Below are 20,321 nucleotides of genomic sequence, written 5' to 3' on the forward strand. Positions count from 1 at the left end.
AAAAAGAACGGACATCCGCAGGACGCGGCGACCTTAGCCAGAGTTCCACTAATCAGCAGAGCAGGGAGTTTGTGCTGATTCAAGTTACTATAAATAAATCATCATTTGTTGCTTTTCACATGCATCTCTTCTATACTTTTAACCACTAATAGGAGGAGATTCAAAAATGTTAAAGACAATCGTATTCGAACATTTAAAGAATGCCATGAGGGAAAAGGATGTGCTCGCAAAAGGAGTACTAACATTAGTAAAAGCAGCACTCGATAGCGCTGAAAAGGAAAAAGGTGCAGTTCTTTCAACTGATGAGGAAGTTGCCATCGTCAACCGCGAAATCAAACAGACCAATCAAGCGCTGGAAGGCGCACAAAAAGCACAGCGTGAAGACTTAATTGCACAAGAAGAAGCAAAATTAGTTCTGCTCAAAAAATTCTTGCCTAAACAACTTAGCGAAGACGAAATTGTAACAATGTTGACAGAGGCAGGAATCACCAAAGGTATGAACATGGGTGATGCCATGAAAATCGCAAAACCATTACTTACTGGGAAAACAGACGGCGGAACAATGTCAAAAGTCGTGAAAAACTTAATCTGATATTAGTGTGGGGTTTCCGTGCAAGATAATTGTTGCACGGAAACCCCATATTCATTTGTAGATCGACAATCCCTTTATGTGGATGCTGGATACACTTCCCGTTAAGTAGTAATAGGTAAGAGCTGATACTATTCGAATAATATCAGCTTTTTTTCCTATTCACTCAAAAGAAATTGCGGTTGTAAAAGACCCATTTCACAAAAATCCACTTGTAGAAATGAAGATCCTACCTGTTAGCTATCCAATCTTATATGCAGGTTTGCGCATTGCATCCTATATATCAAGTAAGTAAATTGAATAAAAAATAAGACCTCCGATTTGATAGATCGGACGGTCAAATAGCTGTTCCCTCAAGGGGGCCGGCTAGATACTAATGCAATTCTTAAGAGTAGCCTGAACTTTCTTTACAGAAAGAGTTTCTACTCAAGCACTGATGTACTGCTTTTCGTTTGATAAGAGACGATATAAAATCCGTGAATTTTACAGGTTTTTTATTTACTTTATCGACCCTTTAGTAATTTCGGTAAGTTTAGAATTAATCGCAAAGATTTTTGCGTTGACAGCTGTGACTCCAAATCCGGCTAATCTTTTAGTGTGCATATCTAGATATTTTTCAGCTGTTTCTTTTGTTTCGAAAATGTAAATTCCACCGGCTTCATTTGTTTCTGGGCTTTCTGTCCAAACTTTCGACTTGAATCCCTCTTCTTCATTGATGCTTTTTGCTAAATCAGTAAACGCTTCCGCCATTTCATCTCCGAATGGTCCATCCATTTTAAAATCCACTTGTAGTAGGTACGCCATAGTCATTCTCCTCCGATTATTTAGTAGTTGTAAAATAAATTTTTCCTGCGCTTGATAATGTCTCGTGTAAGCTATTTTTCAATAAATGAGTTAATGACTGATTGTTCAACAATGTACATGACTTCAATTTCTTTATGAAATAGAAGTTTTTCTGTTTCACGCAAGCTAGAAAGGAAAAGTTGTTGTTTTGGTTGTAGTCCTTCCAGATTTAGAACTTATTTTCATCCTTCAAATAGTATTCATGGATGTCAATACCTTAATTATAAAGACTCTTATATTAATTAGCTAACTAGCCGCATTAGTTCATATGTATTATACCTAAAAGTTAAGAATGAGTTTTAAAAGCGTGGCCTTTTTGTATGATTTGATCTCCCTCGAAGACTCTCATGAATGGTTAAACATGTTGTTTCCTCCCCCTTTTCATTTTCACCCTGTAATATTTAAACCTGTCAATCATAATATGTAATTAACAGCTACAGTATCGCCTGCTATCATTTTCTTCCACAAGTCCAATCGGGATCGAGTATTTCCATTTGGATTCAGTGTACGATTTTCGTCAGTTTGTCCAGTTTGGTAGTTACGTTAAAATAATATGTATTATTTCGAATGGGCTGTAACCCATTAGAAAATTGTAATACAAGAAGAGACTTACTTAGATGGACTGCATCATTTTAACCAATCCCCTGCTGTCCAATATAACTTTGGAAAGAATTCTCACCATCATAGATGCTTTTTTGTATACCTCTTCTTTCTCCCAATACGCAGTATATATCCCATAAAATTATATATACACGACTAGTTAATCTCCTCTTATTTACATACTATAAAAGCTCACACAAAAAATCAGCTGCAATGTTCAAAGAATGATAGAAACGAACTCATTTGCGAATAATCCTTGATGATCCCTGTTAAAGCTAACACTTTTGTAGATTTAAAATTAGGTTCGACTTTTCAAAGGAGTTAGACTATTCCCAAAAAACATTGCTGATTTATACTCGTTCGGATATGATTGTCGAAAGGGGAGGAGAACATTCGATGACTAATAATAATGAAGATTTATTTGATAAGGAAAAACAAAACGCCCCAAAAACGAAAATAAAAAGAAAAGATGGAGAACCAACTCCGGTTTTCAAAGGAGCTTCATGGGCAGCACTGGTAATAGGAGTATCAGCTTATCTCTTAGGCTTGTATAATGCAGCTATGGAACTGAATGAACAAGGATATTACTTTGCAATTTTAGTATTCGGACTCTATTCGTCTGTATCTTTACAAAAAGCAGTAAGAGATAAAGAAGAAGGAATACCAGTTACGAACATTTATTATGGTATTAGCTGGTTAGCACTTATTATATCTATTTTATTAATGGCCATCGGTTTATACAACGCAGGAAGTATTGTCTTAAGTGAAAAAGGGTTCTATGGTATGGCTTTCGTTCTAAGTATATTTGCAGCGATAACCGTTCAGAAAAATGTTAGGGATACACAGAGAGCAAGAGAAGTAGATTGAGATACTTTCCGTTAATTTGACAGTCTGGACTTATTCAACAAGTAGAATATAACTAAGCGAGTCACCCCTTTTTCTTATCGGAGTGTGACTCGCTTTTTTTCGAATAAACGCCACTACATTTTGGATGTCAGTCACCCACATAATCTATCCTGTTAAACCTAATCCCACTGGTACCATCTTTCAATTGCTTCGCCTGAAGATTGTACTCATCCGTAGCGAGTCTAAAGGAAGGGTCGCTCTGACTGTCACCTTAGATTCAATTATCAATCAAAAAAAGAACCCTTATACATCAAGAGTTCAAACCGCATTTCATTTTATGGTGCATACCGGGTGCGAAACGTCGACCTTCATGCCGTCAGCGTGACGCTCTCCCAACTAGGGTTATTACACTATCCCAATTTCAAATCAGAATCTCAATTTATTAAGTCCATCAGTCGATTTTATATAGCCTTTAATCAATATGAATGAAAAGTTATGCACGATATACCTTAGTATTTACTATTGTTAACATCATCGCTTTCAATGATGTTAACTTCAGTTTCAAATCATCGTGACTACCAGCAAACTAAGCCTGGTACGGAGGAAGTTCCACCGACTCGTTTAACTGTGTAAGTAAACTTTTGGTGATCGTGTCAAACTCCCTCGTATGGAACAAGGTTCCGTCTTCCAACTTTAACGTAATCACGAATTTATATTCGTCCTTGGTAACTACGGTCTGTTCAAGAATTTCATTCAGTGAGCTCCTTGGCAGTAGCTTCAGATACTGATCAATTAATTTCAACTTGTCATTAGTGTCTGTTTCGGGAAATTAGTTAATGAGTCCTTGGTAACTACCGCCGTATAACTCGACACACTTTGCAGATCCTGATTAGCAATAGCCTGCATATATTGCTCTAACGTATCTTGTGGAGTCTCAACGACAATTTCATTCTTACTCCCCCTCCTGTGAATTTGCTGACGGACTCAACGTTAAATTCTTTTTCCAAGTTAACTCATTGCCTTCGGAATCTTTGAATAGAAATACAACCTGACCTTCCTCGCCCTTCATCTCATCCGGATATATGAAACCCGAGAATTGTCCGTCACCACTAATGTAAAATCCATCTTCCCCATTAGCTCCGTGTTCAATGGCATCTTGAACCGAATTTACAATCAGATTATCCTTGGAAATCCACTGTATTTCAACTAGCGCGAATCCTTCCGGAACCTGTTTCACTACGAAATCAAAACTATTTCCCTCTATCGGTTTTGGAGTCTGATCTATAATAATTAATATTTCATTCTCGGAATCCGCTGAAGCGTCCTCTATTTTGGGGGTATTGTCTTGATTGGTTTCAGATGGCTGCGCGTCCGATGCTTCAGACTCAGATTTCATGGCACAACCACTAGTTAAAAGAAGCATGCACAGAACTGAAATGATATAGCTGTATTTTTTGTTATTCATGGGGTTCTCCTCTGCTTTCATATAAGGTAAAAGAAAATGCGACGCCTCGATTTGTATTCTCCACACCAAACTCGCTATCATGAAGCTCCAGGATATGTTTGACAATCGCGCCCGTTAATTGAATAACTAACTTCTATACCACCTTTAATAAAAACTCCATGTTAAAAAAGATAGATTAATATGGATTTTCTTGTTCTACTAAATGATTTTTCAAGGAGCATTATTCAGTACATTTTTTTGCTTCGTTTAACGATTATCGTATTTTCAAGATTATTTTCCCTTTAGCCCTTCCTGATTCTGAATACTCCATCGCTTTTTGGGCATCTTCAAAAGGAAAAATGCGATCGATTACAGGTTTGATTTTCCCGGATTCAATAAAGTCTGCGATAATATGTAATTGATTTCCACTTGGCTTCATAAATAAAAACGTATATTGAACATTATGCTTTTTTTCAAGTGTAGTAAGTTTATAACTTGCCGCTGAAAACAAAATCGTTTTAAAAAAACCTGAACCATATTCTTTAGCAAAACGAGCATTTGGTACTCCTGAAACGGAAACAATTTTCCCGCCGTTTTTTACAATCTGGAATGATGTTTCGAGTGACTTACCACCTAGTGTATCAAATACTCCATCATAATTTTGTAGTCTATTCTGAAATTGTTCTGTTTTGTAATTAATAACTTCATCGGCGCCGAGGGATTTCACTAAATCAGCACCAGCTTCGCTCGCAGTTGTGGCAACATAGGCACCCATTATTTTTGCAAGTTGAATCGCAAATGTTCCAACACCACCAGCACCAGCCGGAATTAAAACCTTTCCACCTTTTTGTAAGTGTAGTATGTCATGTAACGCCTGATAGGACGTTAAACCAACTAATGGTATAGAGGCGGCTTCCTCAAAGCTTAGATTTCTAGGTTTTAACGCTATGTCATCTTCATGAACTGCGATATATTCAGCAAAAGTACCGATTTTACTTTTACGTGGACGTCCATAGATTGCATCGCCCACTTTAAATTGAGTTACCTTTGCACCAACCTTTGTCACAACCCCCGAAAAGTCATTTCCAAGAATCAATGGCATTTTCTGCTTGATTAATAACTTCACTTTTCCGTCTCGCATTTTAAAATCCACAGGATTAATACTAGCTGCATGAATTTCTGTGAGTACCTCATATTCACCAATTTCAGGTGTGGGCATTTCTGCCAAACGCATTGGAACTTTTCCATAGCTATCAATAACCATTGCTCTCATAGCCTATACCTCCAAATAATGTCTGTTTAAATTCCATCATTTCAATAAAAGTTCTGCATGAACTTATCAATATCCAACACAAGCGTTCTTAATAAACCTAATTCTGTACGTACATTAATATAATAAAAGTTTTTAGTCCCTTCTTTACGCATTAAGATAACACCGGCATCTCGTAAAACCTTAAGATGATGGGACACAGCAGGTCGAGAAAGATGTGTTTGTTCAGTGATTTCACCCACACGTAATCCTGTTTGACAATCCGTCCCCATTAGAACTAACAAGATCGATTGACGTGTTTCATCACCAATTGCCAATAGTACTTTTTGAGAATTAATAAAATCCTCTTTAATCATTTTTAGTTGTTCCTGTTTATTCATTCAGTAAAATACCTCCGAAAATTAGTTTAATGGTTTAAGTTGATCAACCATATTGTTAAATACAACAATATACGATTGTTATGTTAGGTTCAATATTGAGAAAGCAAATCGAGACGAATACAACTTAGAGCGGAAGCATCATCAACTTTTAATGTTCAGCAACTTTAGTATTCCACCTGATCCGTTAATTAATATAAACACTAGATAAATAATCTAGAGGTCTTCTAAAAAGAAAAAACCTGAATCGTATTGTCAATTTCTTTTACTTGAATCAATTTCATAATTGCTGTTTTTACAATTGTGTAGAGTAATCCCTTGATAATTTCCAATTTTTTCAAATAAGATTCTGGGTTATTTATGCGGCTTGTAGTGTTTTATGTTTCATTTCTACCCTAATCCGCTCCATGGCTAAACTGGAGGCATTGTAAACAAGCGTCACTAATTGGAAGTGAAGCTTCGCTTTCTTTCCTGTTGGATGACGGACATTATTCAATCCCCCCAAAAAAAGTGCCAATCACTCAAACAAACACGACAAAGATGTTTGACTTTAAAAGAGGCAATTTGAAACCTACACATATTTTGATTAGCTCAATATATGGTTTTTTGTTTAAATTTTCGTGATTTGACCCATTAGATAACCACCTCCATCTATGCGATAATACAAGGATAAGAACTACTGTTTCTTTATATATATGAAAGGGGTGCTTCCATGAAACCAGTCATCCTATTATGTGGATGCCAAGGGGCAAGCACCGTTAAAAATGAGGTAAAAGTTGCTGGATCCCTTATTTGATGGGGCTGTAGACCATATTGACGATAGACTTTTTAAAAGAGATAGTCGAACATAAAAGGGGTATTAGATAATCAGATTTTGCGTGAGTTTATTATCTGCTTTATAACGAATACTCATGTTTTTTGACTTAGAATAAAGGAATTCAATATTAATAGTAGAAAAAACTAACATCAATGATATATAGAAAAATAACGTATTTCAAAAACGAAACTAACTATAAAGGAGGTAACACTTATGCAAAGCGAACTAGAAAAAACGTGCGTTCCGAATGGCGTTGCATTAAAAGATACTGGTTTCGGATATACGTTATCTGTCATAGGCGGTAAATATAAAATGATTATTCTATACTGGTAATCTGAAAATAAAGTAATGCGGTTTAATGAATTAAAGCGTAGTATAACATGTATTTCTTTCAAGACATTAAGTGTTATGTTAAAAGAAATGGAAGTAAACGGAATTATCATACGTGAAGAATACCCTCAAGTACCACCCAAAGTGGAATATTCTCTTTCTGAACGCGGACCAAAGTATATGGGAGGTTCAACAATGTACATTTCAAATATTAATATAACAAATTATAGAAATTTCCGCACCAACAGTATAAGTTTTAATGATGGCATGAACGTTATTATAGGACATAATAACGCTGGTAAATCAAATTTATTACGAGCATTAGCATTAATTTTTAATTCTAATAGTAAAAAACATTTATCAATTGATGATTTTAATAAAAACATATCTATTGATGAATTAAAAGAATGTCCACCTAGCATTAAAATAACTGCTACTTTAACACAAGATGACACCGAAGAACTACTTGGAGATGACTTAGTGACCGTAAGTAACTGGCTAACTAAGCTAGAAGAGCCTTATGAAGCTAAATTGCAATATGAATTTTATCTACCGACCAAGTTTCATGAAAAATACAAGGGCATGATAAGTGAAGCAAATGATATCTTTGAGGTATGGCAAGTTATTCAAAGTGAATTTCTTAGACTGTATACCTATAAAGTTTTAGGTGGAGATCCTACTAATCAAACAATTGCTGACCGCGAATCATTAAAGAAATTTGATTTTCAATTTCTAGATGCAATAAGAGATGTCGAACGAGATATGTTTAGTGGAAAAAACACCTTACTAAAAGATGTGTTAGATTTCTTTATGGATTATGATATAAAATCTAATAAATTATTAACAGATGAGGACAAAGTAATTGCTATTAAAGAAAAAAAGAAGATATTTGGAGATCTTGCTGAGGATTTGATTGATTTATTGAGCCAGAGAATGACAGTGGGAAAGAAACATATTTTGTCGTATGCAAACGACATAGGTGCTTCATTCGATAACTCCACACCTGACTTTGATGGCAATATATCAGACATCGAACTTTATTCTGCATTGAAGTTAATCGTTGAAAATCAATCAGGTATTAAAATGCCTATCACAAATAATGGACTTGGCTATAATAATTTAATATTCATGTCGCTTTTACTTTCTAAAATGCAAGTCGATGCAAATGAAGAATATTTAGGCAGCAATGCCAAAGTATTTCCTATGTTAATTATTGAAGAGCCTGAAGCTCATTTACACCCTACAATGCAAAGGCAACTACTAAACTTCCTTAAAAGAAATTTGAACGATAAAAAAGTTAGACAAATGTTCATCACTACCCACTCTACTCATATAACAGGTGCAATGAATCTAGATGAGTTAATTTGTCTATATAATCATGAAGGCGATACAAAAGTCGGCTATCCAGGAAAATCATTCAATGGAAACGAAGAAGGCAAAAAATATGTTCAACGATTTTTGGATGCTACTAAATCTAATATGTTATTTGCAGAGAAGATTATTCTAGTAGAAGGATTAGCAGAACAGCTACTAATGTCTATATTTGCTGAACATCTAAACATTTCTTTGGAAGACAATCACGTGGCTGTGATTAATGTTGGTGGGAAGTATTTCGATCACTTTTTACATTTATTTAACACATCTAATCCATCTGCTATTAAAAGAAAAGTAGCTTGTATAACAGATAGAGACCCTGAGAGAAGAGAAAAAAAGAAAAATGATGACGGTACTAAAAACTCATTCAAGAAATGTTATCCGTTTGAACTGGATATATCTGAATCTGAGTATGAGTATAAAACCAATGAATATACAGGTCTTTATTCTGATAACATTCGATTCTTTTTACAAGATGAAGTTTATGGAAAAACCTTAGAGTATGATTTGATTCGTTTTAATCCTATGTTTAAAAGTTTAGTTACAGAATCTACATCTAATAAGGATGAAATTTTCGAGCTAATGAATCACTACAAAAAAGGTGATTCATTAGCTTCTATGTTAAAAAGATTAAGATCATCAGATGAAAATAGTCGAATCGAACAAGCATTGATAGATAATCATTTAACATGGACAGACGAGGATAAAAAGAAAGCCCTTATTGCTGCTCGCTATTTAAATTCAGTCGGAAAAGGGGTCAATGCATTAGAGTTAGCCTATGTACTAGAGAAAATTTTATTGGAAGAAAACAGTACTGAGGAAGATGAGATAAATGAAGATAAAACAGAAAGTACTGATTCTAAAATATTCGTGGTTCCCGATTATATTAAAAATGCTATCGAATGGATGTGTCTAGAATGATTGTTATCTCTTCCGATGATCTAATAGATATTGAGCAACCGTTTATAATTACTGCGGGACCAGGTGCCGGTAAAACTCATTGGCTAATAAATCATATTAAAAACGTATTGGAAAACTCACTAAGGTTACAGAAGTCACGCAAAATAGCATGTATAACATACACTAATGTTGCTGTAGAAACTATTTTGGATAGACTAGGACCACAATCCGTTAGTCAGGTGGAAATTTCAACTATTCATAGCTTTTTATACAACCATGTTATTAAACCATATATCGCTCATATAGCAGAGCTATTTGATATAGATACTCAAAAAATAAATGGGCATGATAATATAGAGCCTGGATATAGCAAGGTTCTTTCATGGTTAGAGAACCATTCTAAATCCGAAAAATTAAAACACCCTCATACAATTAAGCAATTACTAAACCTACAAGAAAACAAGGAAGCATTATTTAATTGGATATCTAGAATTAAATATAGTTTTAACAATGATTCAGAATTGTTTTTGGAAGGTCGTGAAAGCGATGCTAGACAATTACGCAAAATAGTTACAGTGCTTGAATCTGATTTGCTGAGTTATAAGAAATTACATTGGCGAGAAGGCAAACTAGATCATGACGATGTATTGTATTTCAGTTATGAACTGATTACAAGATATCCTTTTACTTTAAAAATATTACGTGCCAAATTTCCTTACTTTTTTATAGATGAATTTCAAGATACGAATCCCATTCAAGCTACGATAATATCTTTATTGGCTGATGAAGAAACTATTGTTGGTGTAATTGGAGATCCTGCACAGTCAATCTATTCATTTCAGGGGGCCAACATTGAAGAATTTAAAAAATTTAAAATTGATAGCCTTAAAAAATATACTATTACCGAAAACAGAAGAAGTTCCAATCAGATAATTGACTTATTAAATGGGCTGCGAAAAGATATTTCACAGAAAAAACATAGAAATGTAGATCTAGATAAACCAGTTCTATTTATAGGTGATCATCTGAAAGCTTATAATGAAATAAAAAAACTAAATGGTGATGATATATTTATACAAACACTATCTAGGGATAATCCAACTGCTAATCTTATGAAATTCGGCTTGGATAGCAGCATGAATACGAAAGTATTAAATGACTTTTTATTAACAGATAGTAACCCCAAACGACGAAACATTATAAAAAGTGCTATGGAGGCTTTAGAATTTACTGAGCATAATGACTATAAAAGTGCTATAAAAATCATGAGCGTTAATTTCAGTGACGACTCCGAAAAAGAACAGTTAAAAAAATCAATTTCTATTATACAAAAACTAATAAGTTCACGTAGCTCTTTTTTGGAAGAACCATTAATGACATTTTATGAGTTAGTCAAAAAAGACATAAAAATGCCTGGCTTCAGAAAAGGAGATATTCAAGACTTTTATAATAATCATGCCTATAGAGAATTAGCATTGAGTATAAATTACAAAGACGATGTTAGTCAACATAGGACTGTTCATAAATCAAAAGGTGATGAGTTTCAAAATGTTTTGCTGATAGCAAACACAGTTGATTTTCTGACTGCCCCTAAGCTAGATGAAAACGAAGAACATCGTATTCAGTATGTAGGTATCAGTAGAGCCATGGATAGCCTATTTATAGTAATTCCGAAGCTATTAGAAGAAGATAAAGAAATAATAGAACCCAAATTTGACTTTCAAATAATATATTTGTGAAATGGAAGAGAGGGTAAAGAGAATGGAAATTCATATTGGAACAAAAAGTACAGATGAATCAAATGACTTTTTAAGAAGTCTTTAGGCAGAAATGGATAAGGAGTTTGGAACTTGCAGATGGTATTATGCTCCACTTAAACAAGGAGAAAAAAACAGAATAATTTTTGGTTCCATGGACATTGGAATGGAACATCCAATAACTTCTGGAATTACTTATAAAGAGCGAGGTACTATTAACAACCTTTTCTTTTGGAGAAACTTTGAAGAAGAGCCAATAGACAAAGGGACTGAACTTTATACTAGGCTGAAAAAAGTTATAAATATAACCCACGAAAATATTGGCTTGCTCAAAACATATAAGCATTCAGTAGTGATTAAAGGATATTATCCAATCATGCGATATACAAATGAAAACTTCTCCATTAGACCTACTGTTGATAATGAAAATATATTTACTTGTAATGTCTCTGCCTATGATGCTAATCAAGCAAGTGGTTTGTTTTTTAAAAAAGTTACAAACCTATTGGATTTTTTATCAGTAGAGACCAATACAATTTATAGAAGAACTCCTTATAAACCGTCGGACAATACAGTTTCTCATGAAAAAGAACTCTTTCAAGAAGATAGAGATTTCATAGATAATATTTCAATGGATGAAAATAATATCTTAATTTCTAGAGAAGGTTATAAGTTAATTGAAATGCTTACAAGTATAGATGAGTTATCACCGGACATGCAGTTGTTTTTGAAAGCATGTAGTCATTTTCATACTGGTAGGGCAATGGAAGACTCTCTTTATGTTGGAAGAGAGGGACAGCTAGTTTCAGTGGGTGGAGGAAACAAAACTGAAGTAGCTACTACACTTTATCTTTCAGCGTTGGAGGTAATAACCTTAATAGGCTTTGAAGAAGAAAAATGTTCAGATTGTGGACAATCTAAGTTCCAGATTGGTAGGAGAGTTAAACAGCTAACATCAAGGTACTTACCAAAAGAATTGGTGAAGGAATTTACTGGCTATTATGATAAGAGGTCAAAGTATTTACATGCAGGAGAAAAACTTATAACAGAAACACCTACTAAAAATTCTGTTCCATTACTTGATCCTGATGAGATAAGTGGTTGTTTAACATCCTATAGAATTTCTGTGAAAAATGTCGGAGAATATGTGCGTTACTGCATCAGGAACTTTTATAAAGAATTCTTTTTGAAAGGTGAAATGGTAAGAGATGTAGAACCACTTAAAAAGTAAAGAATAGCGATTTCGCTATCTCATTTTGTCCGACTCTCACAAAATAGAAACATGCAAAAACAATTTAGCTATACTTAAAATCTAATTTTATTCCAATAAATATATCACTAGACACTAGGCATTTTAAAGCGTGAAATTATTTAATGCTTACTCGTTTGACTTGCCTGAGAAGTCAAACAAGACTTATACCATATAAAACGTAAAGTAAAGGAGGTTGACCCGCAAATGGTACTTCCAGTAATCCTAGCCGAAAAACCAAGCCAAGCGAAGGCATACGCAGACGCTTTTTCTGTACGGCGACATGAAGGCTATTTAGAGTTATTGCCCTCCCCTATTTTTTCTGAAGGTGCATATATTACATGGGGAATCGGCCACCTTGTCGAATTGAAAGAACCAAAAGAGTACGATCCAAAATGGGCCAAGTGGTCGCTTGCCAGTTTACCCATTTTGCCGGAACGCTATGAGTTTCAGGTCGCAAAGGATAAGACCAAGCAGTTCGCCATTGTAAAAAAGCTGATTAAAGCTACTGATACTGTCATTAATGCGTGTGATGTGGACCGTGAAGGATCGAATATCTTCTATAGTATTTATTATCAAACAGGCGCCAAAAACCAAACGATAAAGCGGCTTTGGATTAATTCGCTGGAAGTCGATGAAGTACGCAAAGGATTCGCGAATTTACAAGACAATCGCAAAGATCTTCTGATGTATGAGGAGGCGAAAGCCCGACAAATTAGTGACTGGCTTGTCGGGATGAATGGTTCTCGTCTCTATTCCCTTCTGTTGCAAGCACGTGGCATTCGAGATGTGTTTTCAATCGGACGTGTGCAATCGCCGACTGTTTACCTTATTTATCAGCGGCAAATAGAAATTGAAGCATTCGTTTCTGAACCATTTTATGAAATCGAAGCGACGTTTACTGCCGCAAACGGGACATATAAAGGGAAGGCCAAAGCAAAGGATTCGAAAAGAGAAATTATCCGGGACCTTCTCGCAAAACATAATATCCACCCGAAATCACCTGGTGTCGTTACTTCGGTGGAAACGGTAGATAAACGAACGCCGCCTCCACAGCTACATGCACTGTCTACACTACAGGCAACGGCAAACCGCCTATGGAAAATAAGTCCTGCGAATGTATTGAAGACAATGCAAGGGCTCTATGAAAAGAAACTCGTGACGTATCCAAGGACGGATTCCCGATATATCACACCAAGTGAATTCACCTATCTCGCTGGACAAGTAACCGAGTATCAGCAGCTTATCGGTCATACTTTCCCTGTCGCATCACTCGCTCCGAAAAAGCGCTATGTCGACAGTTCAAAAGTACAGGAGCATTATGCAATCATTCCAACGAAGAAAATTCCGTCACAAGGGGTACTTGCTGGGCTCTCGACTATCGAGCGTAACTTATATGAAGAAGTTGTCCGCACCACACTCGCTATGTTCCATACTGATTACCTGTACACTGAAACGAAAGTGACGACAGAAGTCAACAAGCTCCCATTCTTCACAATCGGGAAGACGGAACGCGATAAGGGCTGGAAAGCATTGTTCATCCGTTCGGCGAAAGAAAATGACAAAGACAAGGACGAGCCAACGCTACCGCCACTTGTGATGCACGAACCTGTGGAAAGTGATATCGGCATTAAAGAAGGCAAAACGATGCCGCCGAAACCGTATACAGAAGGCCAACTTATCGCGATGATGAAAACATGCGGAAAACTTGTCGAGGATAAAAAAGAGACCGATATTTTAAAAGAAATTGAAGGACTCGGTACAGAAGCTACCCGAAGTGGAATCATCGAAACGATCAAACGGCATGCTTATATCGACGTAACAAAAAACATCGTTTCCATTACGGATAAAGGGCGCATTCTCTGCCAAGCAATCGAAGGGAATCTTCTCGCAAGCCCGTCCATGACTGCTAAATGGGAAGCGTATTTACGAAAGATCGGCAATGGTGAAGGAACACAGGAACGTTTTCTCGGCAGCATTGCGAAGTTCATCAACAGCTTATTGGAAGAAGTACCGGGCCAATTAAACGCCAAGCCCATTGATGCAAAACTAGCCGCCAATGTAGTGAGCAAGATGCCTCAACGGACCTCCTATCAACAAGTCGAAGTCGCTCCATGCCCTGCTTGTAAAGAAGGTATGATTATTGCACGCAAAGAATTCTACGGTTGCAGTGCCTATGCAAGTGGCTGCAAGCAGACTTTTCCTGCGGTCTTCTTAAAAAAGAAACTCACACCCACTCAAGTTAAGCTTCTCTGTACGAAAGGGAAAACGAATGTTATTAAGGGTTTCGTCTCCAATTCTGATAAGAAGTTTGATGCGAGCTTAACGCTCGTTAACGGGAAAATAAATATTGAGTTTTAATTTCACACAAAAAAGTCACCTCCTTTTCAAATCAAGGAAGTGACTTTTTGTGTTGAATTAATCTATCATATTGTGATCGCTTATCGTTTACTTTCTTTTTCAGTTAAAAATGTAATAACAACAAACAATGCAAAGCTAATGAGTAAAATTGTTCCACCAACAATGTACAGAATAAGTGACAGTGTTTCATTCACCCCAAACGGTCGCATGAATTGTAGCCACATACCAGACGTCAGACCGATTGCTCCGATAATCCCCGTCCATCCATGGATCGCAATCAGTTTTTTTGCTCGGACTTTGTAAATTCGATAGAAGACGCCCCAAGCAAATAGAGACAACCAACCAACTAATAGAATGTGCGCGTGAATTGGACGGAATGCAGGTGATCCTGCTCCGGCCATATGTGAACCTAATACTGTACCGATCAAACCAAAAATTGCTGCTATACGAATCAATCGTAGACTCCATTTTGCTTCCATATTAAATTCCTCCTGTAATGTTAATGTTATACCCTTACTTTAAACATCTTATATGAACGCAAGATGAACAGGACATTACAACTTCGGAAACATCACAGTAAAAGTCGTACCCTGCCCTTTACGACTAACAGCGTTAATTGTTCCACCATGCAGTTTAACTACCTGCATGACGATCGATAAGCCAAGTCCTGTTCCACCTGTTTCCTGTGTTCTCGAATCATCTGCCCGGTAAAAACGGTCAAAAATGCGCTCAAGTCCCTCTTCATCAATGCCAATTCCATTGTCTTTGATAAGAACTGTAACATGATCCGGCTGTTCGGTTAACACGACTTCAATCGCACCGCCAATCTCTGTATACTTTAGTGCATTCGATAGCAGGTTTTCCCAAACTTTCTCAAGAAATGCAGGGTCTCCGGTGAAACGAACTTCTTCAAGATCCATTTCTAACGTCATTTCTTTCTCTTCAAGCAACCATCTAAACTTGCGGACTGTCTCCTTCAACTGCATGTCCAAGTCAAAGGTCTTCTTTTCGAGTGGGGATGATAACTGATCGAGTGAAGTGAGAAGCAGCAACTGTTTCGTCAATGAAGACAATCGTTCCGTTTCGGATTGGATAACGTTAGCATAACTTTTCCGTGAATCTTCCGTGAGTTTATCGTCCAACAACAGCTCGGCATATCCTTTTATATTAAGCAACGGTGACTGGAAATCATGCGACACATCGCTTATGAATTCTTTGCGTATCCGATCATTTTCACTAAGTTTCCTCGTCATCAGCTGAAAGCTTTTCGCCAATTGCCCAATTTCATCTTTTCGATTAATATCGAGCGTTCCAGAGAACTGTTCTTCGCCAACCTTTTTCGTCGCAGCAGTTAACTCTGTAATGGGATCAATCAACATTTTAGCCACAATCAGCATCGCCAGCAAACTGATAACTGCCATGATCAGCACCATCCCACCAAGGATATAGTGCACTTCCGTAAAGAGCATCTTAATGTCTGGGCGTAGAAAAAGGGCATACGTTTCCCCACTATATTCAAAGGGCACCCCCACGGTGTTTGCTAATTCATTCGAGAAAAATCCAGTTACGAACGTTTCGCCTGGGAGATCTCTCATCCCGTGATACACGTCACCATTTAATACCTGTTCTACAACGTTATTTGAAAGATTTTCTACCCGAAATGCTTCCCCATACATCGTGGCTTCTTGGTTTTCATTGACAACGTAGAGCTTATACCCGACCGCAGACTGCGTTTCAAGGTAATTTACCAAATCTAATTCCTTATCCGATTCAATGAATGATGCAATGCTTTTTGCAATGCTCATATTCTTCTCGTCGTTTTGCCCTTTCAACTGTTGATGGTAATATGTATTGACCGCTAGAAAAGCAATCAGCGCACTTGCTATCATGATAACGGTTGTCATCGCGATAAATTTTCCGTACAGTGATCTCATGAGGATGACACTTCAAGCTTATACCCAACACCACGCACTGTTGAGATGGTTACTTCCCCTGTCAGCTTTGTCAATTTGTCTCGAATTCGCTTGATATGAACGTTTAACGTCTGTTCATCGCCCTCATAGTCATAACCCCATACCCGTTCAATTAGTATTTCCCTAGTAAATACATGATTTGACCGTGATGCCAAAACTGAAAGTAATTCAAACTCCTTTAACGGAAGAAGAAGCACTTTCTTGCCAACAGAGACTTCATAGCTCTGCCGATTTATTTTCATCGGTCCAGCTTGAATGAACACATCAACTGCTTTATCGTATCTGCGCAAAATTGCATTTATCCTAAATAACAATTCCCTTGGCTCGAAAGGTTTTACAACATAATCATCGGAACCCGCAAGGAACCCTTTTTCCTTATCTTCTAGCTCCCCTTTGGCCGTCAGCAATAAAACCGGTATATCCGCCTCTGCCCTAAGCTTCTTCGTCAACTTATAGCCGTCCATTCTTGGCATCATCACGTCCACGACTGCCAAATCAGGTAAGTCCTTTTCCAATAACTCCAGCGCCTCAAAACCATCCGCTGCTTTCATAACTGTATACCCGGCCTGTGTCAGCTGAATGCTCACAAGCTCCAAAATATTAGGATCATCGTCTACCACCAATATCTTCATCATGTTACGCGCCTCCTCTTTCTACCGGATGACCTCCGCCATTCCGCATTTAACAAACCTGACAGCAAAATAATAACCGCCGTCAAATAAAACCAAATAACAAGTAGGATAATACCCGACAATTGTCCATATAAGCGAGTATAGTCAACGTTCGAAACATAGCTCCCAAACACAAGTGAAAATAACTGCCAACCAATAGCAGAAAAGAGTGCTCCCGGAAGTGCTTCTTTAAACTTCATCTTACCTGTTGGCACCACTTTATAAAACAATAAGAAGAATAGAAACAGAAATAACGTTCCCAAACCCCATTTAACATTCGGCCAAATATAAAACCAACCTTGCCATTCCTCAATCGTATCGTAATAAGTCACAACTCTATATAAAGCCTTTTCGATAATTGGAAGAAACAATGATAACGGAATGACTAACATAAAAAGAAGCGTTACTCCAAGATCACGTATCAGTACTTTCCAATATGCATAGCGACGTACATAGCCATTCGCCAGGTCAAGTGAACGCGCAAGCGACTGTACAGCCATGGAAGTAATCCAGAACGCTGCTACAAGGCTTGCATATAGCACCTTCCCATGCCCTTTATTGAGAACCGCACGAACATTTTCCTCTATTACAGTAAACGCTTCATCAGGCGTGAAAGGCCTGAGAAATGTCAAAAGCATCTCTTCATCAACGGGAAACAAACTAAGTAAGGAAAGGATGAAAAGAAAAAATGGAAACATGGACAATAAAAGATAGTATGCAGTCTGTGCTGCCTGATCAAAAAAGCGTTCATTAAAAAAACGAACCACTACATTTTTAATAATTGTCATTTGCAACCCCCTCTACTTCAATATACCCTATTCTAAAGAATGCCATAGGATAACTATAAAGGGATATAGAATATATATATAGAGGTAATTGTATTAAGTTATTGGTTGAGAGTAGGTGCCTCGGACCGATCAGATAATCCTGGTAACGATCATATCCATTGCTAGCCGATCATATAACACTGGCAACGATCATATCCCATTGCTAACCAATCACATAACACTGGAATCGATCATATCCCATTGCTAACCAATCACATAACACTGGAATCGATCATAACTCATTGCTAACCAATCACATAACACTGGCAACGATCATATCCCATCGCTAACCGATTACATAACACTGGCAACGATCATATCCCATCGCTAACCAATCACATAACACTGGCAACGATCATATCCCATGGCTAACCGATCACATAACACTGGCAACGATCAAATCCCATTGCTAATTAATCACATATCTCATCCTTAACCAATTATATAACCAATGAGATTAATTCCAAATGCAGATTTCCGACAATAAAGAACTATTCCTTTTTTCGACCACATACCCATAAATTCTCCAAAAAGTTAACATTAAAAATAAATACAAAAAAACCACTACCTATAAGGTAATGGCCTTTCAATGAGACCGGCGGCGTCCTACTCTCGCAGGGGGAAACCCCCAACTACCATCGGCGCTGAAGAGCTTAACTTCCGTGTTCGGGATGGGAACGGGTGTGACCTCTTCGCAATCGTCACCAGACTCTTTGAGCTTGTTCGCTCAAAACTGAATAAAACAGACATTGTGCTACACGAATCAGGGTAATCAAGCCCTTTTCAAAATTGGTTAAGTCCTCGATCGATTAGTATCCGTCAGCTCCACACGTCGCCGTGCTTCCACCCCAGACCTATCAACCTCATCTTCTTTGAGGGATCTTACTTACTTGCGTAATGGGAAATCTCATCTCGAGGGGGGCTTCATGCTTAGATGCTTTCAGCATTTATCCCGTCCATACATAGCTACCCAGCGATGCCTTTGGCAAGACAACTGGTACACCAGAGGTATGTCCATCCCGGTCCTCTCGTACTAAGGACAGCTCCTCTCAAATTTCCTGCGCCCGCGACGGATAGGGACCGAACTGTCTCACGACGTTCTGAACCCAGCTCGCGTACCGCTTTAATGGGCGAACAGCCCAACCCTTGGGACCGACTACAGCCCCAGGATGCGATGAGCCGACATCGAGGTGCCAAACCTCCCCGTCGATGTGGACTCTTGGGGGAGATAAGCCTGTTATCCCCGGGGTAGCTTTTATCCGTTGAGCGATGGCCCTTCCATGCGGAACCACCGGATCACTAAGCCCGTCTTTCGACCCTGCTCGACTTGTAGGTCTCGCAGTCAAGCTCCCTTATGCCTTTGCACTCTACGAATGATGTCCAACCATTCTGAGGGAACCTTTGGGCGCCTCCGTTACTCTTTAGGAGGCGACCGCCCCAGTCAAACTGCCCGCCTGACACTGTCTCCTGCCCCGATAAGGGGCATGGGTTAGAAGTCCAATACAGCCAGGGTAGTATCCCACCAACGCCTCATCCGAAGCTAGCGCTCCGGAATCCAAGGCTCCTACCTATCCTGTACAGGCTGCACCGGAATTCAATATCAGGTTACAGTAAAGCTCCACGGGGTCTTTCCGTCCTGTCGCGGGTAACCTGCATCTTCACAGGTATTATAATTTCACCGAGTCTCTCGTTGAGACAGTGCCCAGATCGTTACGCCTTTCGTGCGGGTCGGAACTTACCCGACAAGGAATTTCGCTACCTTAGGACCGTTATAGTTACGGCCGCCGTTTACTGGGGCTTCAATTCGAAGCTTCGCTTGCGCTGACCTCTCCTCTTAACCTTCCAGCACCGGGCAGGCGTCAGCCCCTATACTTCACCTTGCGGTTTTGCAGAGACCTGTGTTTTTGCTAAACAGTCGCCTGGGCCTATTCACTGCGGCTCTCTCGGGCTTTAACACCCTACCAGAGCACCCCTTCTCCCGAAGTTACGGGGTCATTTTGCCGAGTTCCTTAACGAGAGTTCTCTCGATCACCTTAGGATTCTCTCCTCGCCTACCTGTGTCGGTTTGCGGTACAGGCACCTCCCGCCTCGCT

The 20,321-nt window shown here is 38.1% G+C and carries 14 protein-coding genes, 2 rRNA genes and 1 pseudogene (1 of these 17 only partly in view); 6 read left to right on the forward strand and 11 right to left on the reverse strand.

Annotation, left to right across the window (positions count from 1 at the left end):
* Window positions 1–166 precede the first annotated feature (166 nt).
* On the forward strand, window positions 167–592 hold the full coding sequence (locus MKX62_RS06955; protein ID WP_067213697.1) for a GatB/YqeY domain-containing protein: 426 nt from the start codon (window positions 167–169) through the stop codon (window positions 590–592).
* A gap of 495 nt (window positions 593–1,087) precedes the next feature.
* On the opposite strand, the gene MKX62_RS06960 is transcribed toward MKX62_RS06955, so the two are convergent.
* Window positions 1,088–1,393 carry a monooxygenase gene (locus tag MKX62_RS06960; RefSeq protein ID WP_338656726.1) on the reverse strand — a complete coding sequence of 102 codons (306 nt, stop codon included), beginning with the start codon at window positions 1,391–1,393 and terminating at the stop codon, window positions 1,088–1,090.
* 1,035 nt (window positions 1,394–2,428) lie between these two features.
* Here MKX62_RS06960 and yiaA point away from each other — a divergent pair.
* On the forward strand, window positions 2,429–2,899 hold the full coding sequence (gene yiaA, locus MKX62_RS06965; RefSeq protein ID WP_340741106.1) for an inner membrane protein YiaA: 471 nt from the start codon (window positions 2,429–2,431) through the stop codon (window positions 2,897–2,899).
* Between the two features lie 931 nt (window positions 2,900–3,830).
* On the opposite strand, the gene MKX62_RS06970 is transcribed toward yiaA, so the two are convergent.
* From MKX62_RS06970 to MKX62_RS06985, 4 genes and pseudogenes are all read right to left on the reverse strand, one after another.
* The gene (locus MKX62_RS06970) at window positions 3,831–4,343 is read right to left on the reverse strand and encodes a hypothetical protein (RefSeq protein ID WP_340741107.1); all 513 of its coding nucleotides are present in this window, start codon (window positions 4,341–4,343) and stop codon (window positions 3,831–3,833) included.
* Between the two features lie 253 nt (window positions 4,344–4,596).
* Entirely contained in the window at window positions 4,597–5,595 is a 999-nt protein-coding gene (locus MKX62_RS06975; protein ID WP_340741108.1) for an NADP-dependent oxidoreductase, read from the reverse strand.
* 41 nt (window positions 5,596–5,636) lie between these two features.
* A complete protein-coding gene (locus MKX62_RS06980; RefSeq protein ID WP_340741109.1) occupies window positions 5,637–5,972 on the reverse strand; it encodes an ArsR/SmtB family transcription factor in 336 nt (111 codons plus the stop codon).
* 355 nt (window positions 5,973–6,327) lie between these two features.
* Window positions 6,328–6,465 (reverse strand): annotated as a pseudogene (locus MKX62_RS06985) (hypothetical protein); the annotation flags it as partial.
* Between the two features lie 669 nt (window positions 6,466–7,134).
* Here MKX62_RS06985 and MKX62_RS06990 point away from each other — a divergent pair.
* From MKX62_RS06990 to topB, 4 genes are all read left to right on the forward strand, one after another.
* On the forward strand, window positions 7,135–9,411 hold the full coding sequence (locus MKX62_RS06990) for an AAA family ATPase (protein WP_340741111.1): 2,277 nt from the start codon (window positions 7,135–7,137) through the stop codon (window positions 9,409–9,411).
* On the forward strand, window positions 9,408–11,129 hold the full coding sequence (locus MKX62_RS06995; RefSeq protein WP_340741112.1) for an ATP-dependent helicase: 1,722 nt from the start codon (window positions 9,408–9,410) through the stop codon (window positions 11,127–11,129). Before MKX62_RS06990 ends, MKX62_RS06995 begins: the two co-directional genes overlap by 4 nt.
* Window positions 11,130–11,220: 91 nt before the next feature.
* A complete protein-coding gene (locus MKX62_RS07000) occupies window positions 11,221–12,378 on the forward strand; it encodes a hypothetical protein (RefSeq protein WP_340741113.1) in 1,158 nt (385 codons plus the stop codon).
* A 225-nt stretch (window positions 12,379–12,603) separates the two neighbouring features.
* Entirely contained in the window at window positions 12,604–14,757 is a 2,154-nt protein-coding gene (gene topB / locus MKX62_RS07005) for a type IA DNA topoisomerase (RefSeq protein ID WP_340741114.1), read from the forward strand.
* Between the two features lie 80 nt (window positions 14,758–14,837).
* Here topB and MKX62_RS07010 read toward each other — a convergent pair whose 3' ends face one another.
* From MKX62_RS07010 to MKX62_RS07035, 6 genes are all read right to left on the reverse strand, one after another.
* Window positions 14,838–15,236 (reverse strand): hypothetical protein, encoded by a 399-nt coding sequence (locus tag MKX62_RS07010; RefSeq protein ID WP_340741115.1) that lies wholly within the window; start codon window positions 15,234–15,236, stop codon window positions 14,838–14,840.
* 75 nt (window positions 15,237–15,311) lie between these two features.
* Complete coding sequence (locus tag MKX62_RS07015; RefSeq protein WP_340741116.1) at window positions 15,312–16,691, reverse strand: HAMP domain-containing sensor histidine kinase; 1,380 nt, start codon at window positions 16,689–16,691, stop codon at window positions 15,312–15,314.
* On the reverse strand, window positions 16,688–17,362 hold the full coding sequence (locus MKX62_RS07020) for a response regulator transcription factor (protein WP_340742560.1): 675 nt from the start codon (window positions 17,360–17,362) through the stop codon (window positions 16,688–16,690). The genes MKX62_RS07015 and MKX62_RS07020 overlap by 4 nt, the downstream gene beginning before the upstream one ends.
* Complete coding sequence (locus tag MKX62_RS07025; RefSeq protein WP_067213711.1) at window positions 17,362–18,189, reverse strand: YihY/virulence factor BrkB family protein; 828 nt, start codon at window positions 18,187–18,189, stop codon at window positions 17,362–17,364. Before MKX62_RS07025 ends, MKX62_RS07020 begins: the two co-directional genes overlap by 1 nt.
* Window positions 18,190–18,821: 632 nt before the next feature.
* Window positions 18,822–18,937: ribosomal RNA gene (rrf, locus tag MKX62_RS07030) — 5S ribosomal RNA — on the reverse strand.
* A gap of 80 nt (window positions 18,938–19,017) precedes the next feature.
* Window positions 19,018–20,321, reverse strand: a 23S ribosomal RNA gene (locus MKX62_RS07035); it runs 1,628 nt beyond the window's last position.

Origin of the sequence: Sporosarcina sp. FSL K6-5500, assembly GCF_038005665.1 — a bacterium.
Taxonomy (GTDB): domain Bacteria; phylum Bacillota; class Bacilli; order Bacillales_A; family Planococcaceae; genus Sporosarcina; species Sporosarcina psychrophila.

Bases quoted from the DNA above. Each gene is read 5' to 3' on its own strand.
- MKX62_RS06970 (WP_340741107.1), bottom strand. From the start codon at position 4,343: ATGAATAACAAAAAATACAGCTATATCATTTCAGTTCTGTGCATGCTT.
- MKX62_RS07020 (WP_340742560.1), bottom strand. From the start codon at position 17,362: ATGAAGATATTGGTGGTAGACGATGATCCTAATATTTTGGAGCTTGTG.
- MKX62_RS07025 (WP_067213711.1), bottom strand. From the start codon at position 18,189: ATGACAATTATTAAAAATGTAGTGGTTCGTTTTTTTAATGAACGCTTT.
- yiaA (WP_340741106.1), top strand. From the start codon at position 2,429: ATGACTAATAATAATGAAGATTTATTTGATAAGGAAAAACAAAACGCC.
- MKX62_RS06975 (WP_340741108.1), bottom strand. From the start codon at position 5,595: ATGAGAGCAATGGTTATTGATAGCTATGGAAAAGTTCCAATGCGTTTG.
- MKX62_RS06990 (WP_340741111.1), top strand. From the start codon at position 7,135: ATGCGGTTTAATGAATTAAAGCGTAGTATAACATGTATTTCTTTCAAG.
- MKX62_RS07000 (WP_340741113.1), top strand. From the start codon at position 11,221: ATGGATAAGGAGTTTGGAACTTGCAGATGGTATTATGCTCCACTTAAA.
- MKX62_RS06955 (WP_067213697.1), top strand. From the start codon at position 167: ATGTTAAAGACAATCGTATTCGAACATTTAAAGAATGCCATGAGGGAA.
- MKX62_RS06960 (WP_338656726.1), bottom strand. From the start codon at position 1,393: ATGGCGTACCTACTACAAGTGGATTTTAAAATGGATGGACCATTCGGA.
- MKX62_RS06980 (WP_340741109.1), bottom strand. From the start codon at position 5,972: ATGAATAAACAGGAACAACTAAAAATGATTAAAGAGGATTTTATTAAT.
- MKX62_RS07015 (WP_340741116.1), bottom strand. From the start codon at position 16,691: ATGAGATCACTGTACGGAAAATTTATCGCGATGACAACCGTTATCATG.
- MKX62_RS06995 (WP_340741112.1), top strand. From the start codon at position 9,408: ATGATTGTTATCTCTTCCGATGATCTAATAGATATTGAGCAACCGTTT.
- topB (WP_340741114.1), top strand. From the start codon at position 12,604: ATGGTACTTCCAGTAATCCTAGCCGAAAAACCAAGCCAAGCGAAGGCA.
- MKX62_RS07010 (WP_340741115.1), bottom strand. From the start codon at position 15,236: ATGGAAGCAAAATGGAGTCTACGATTGATTCGTATAGCAGCAATTTTT.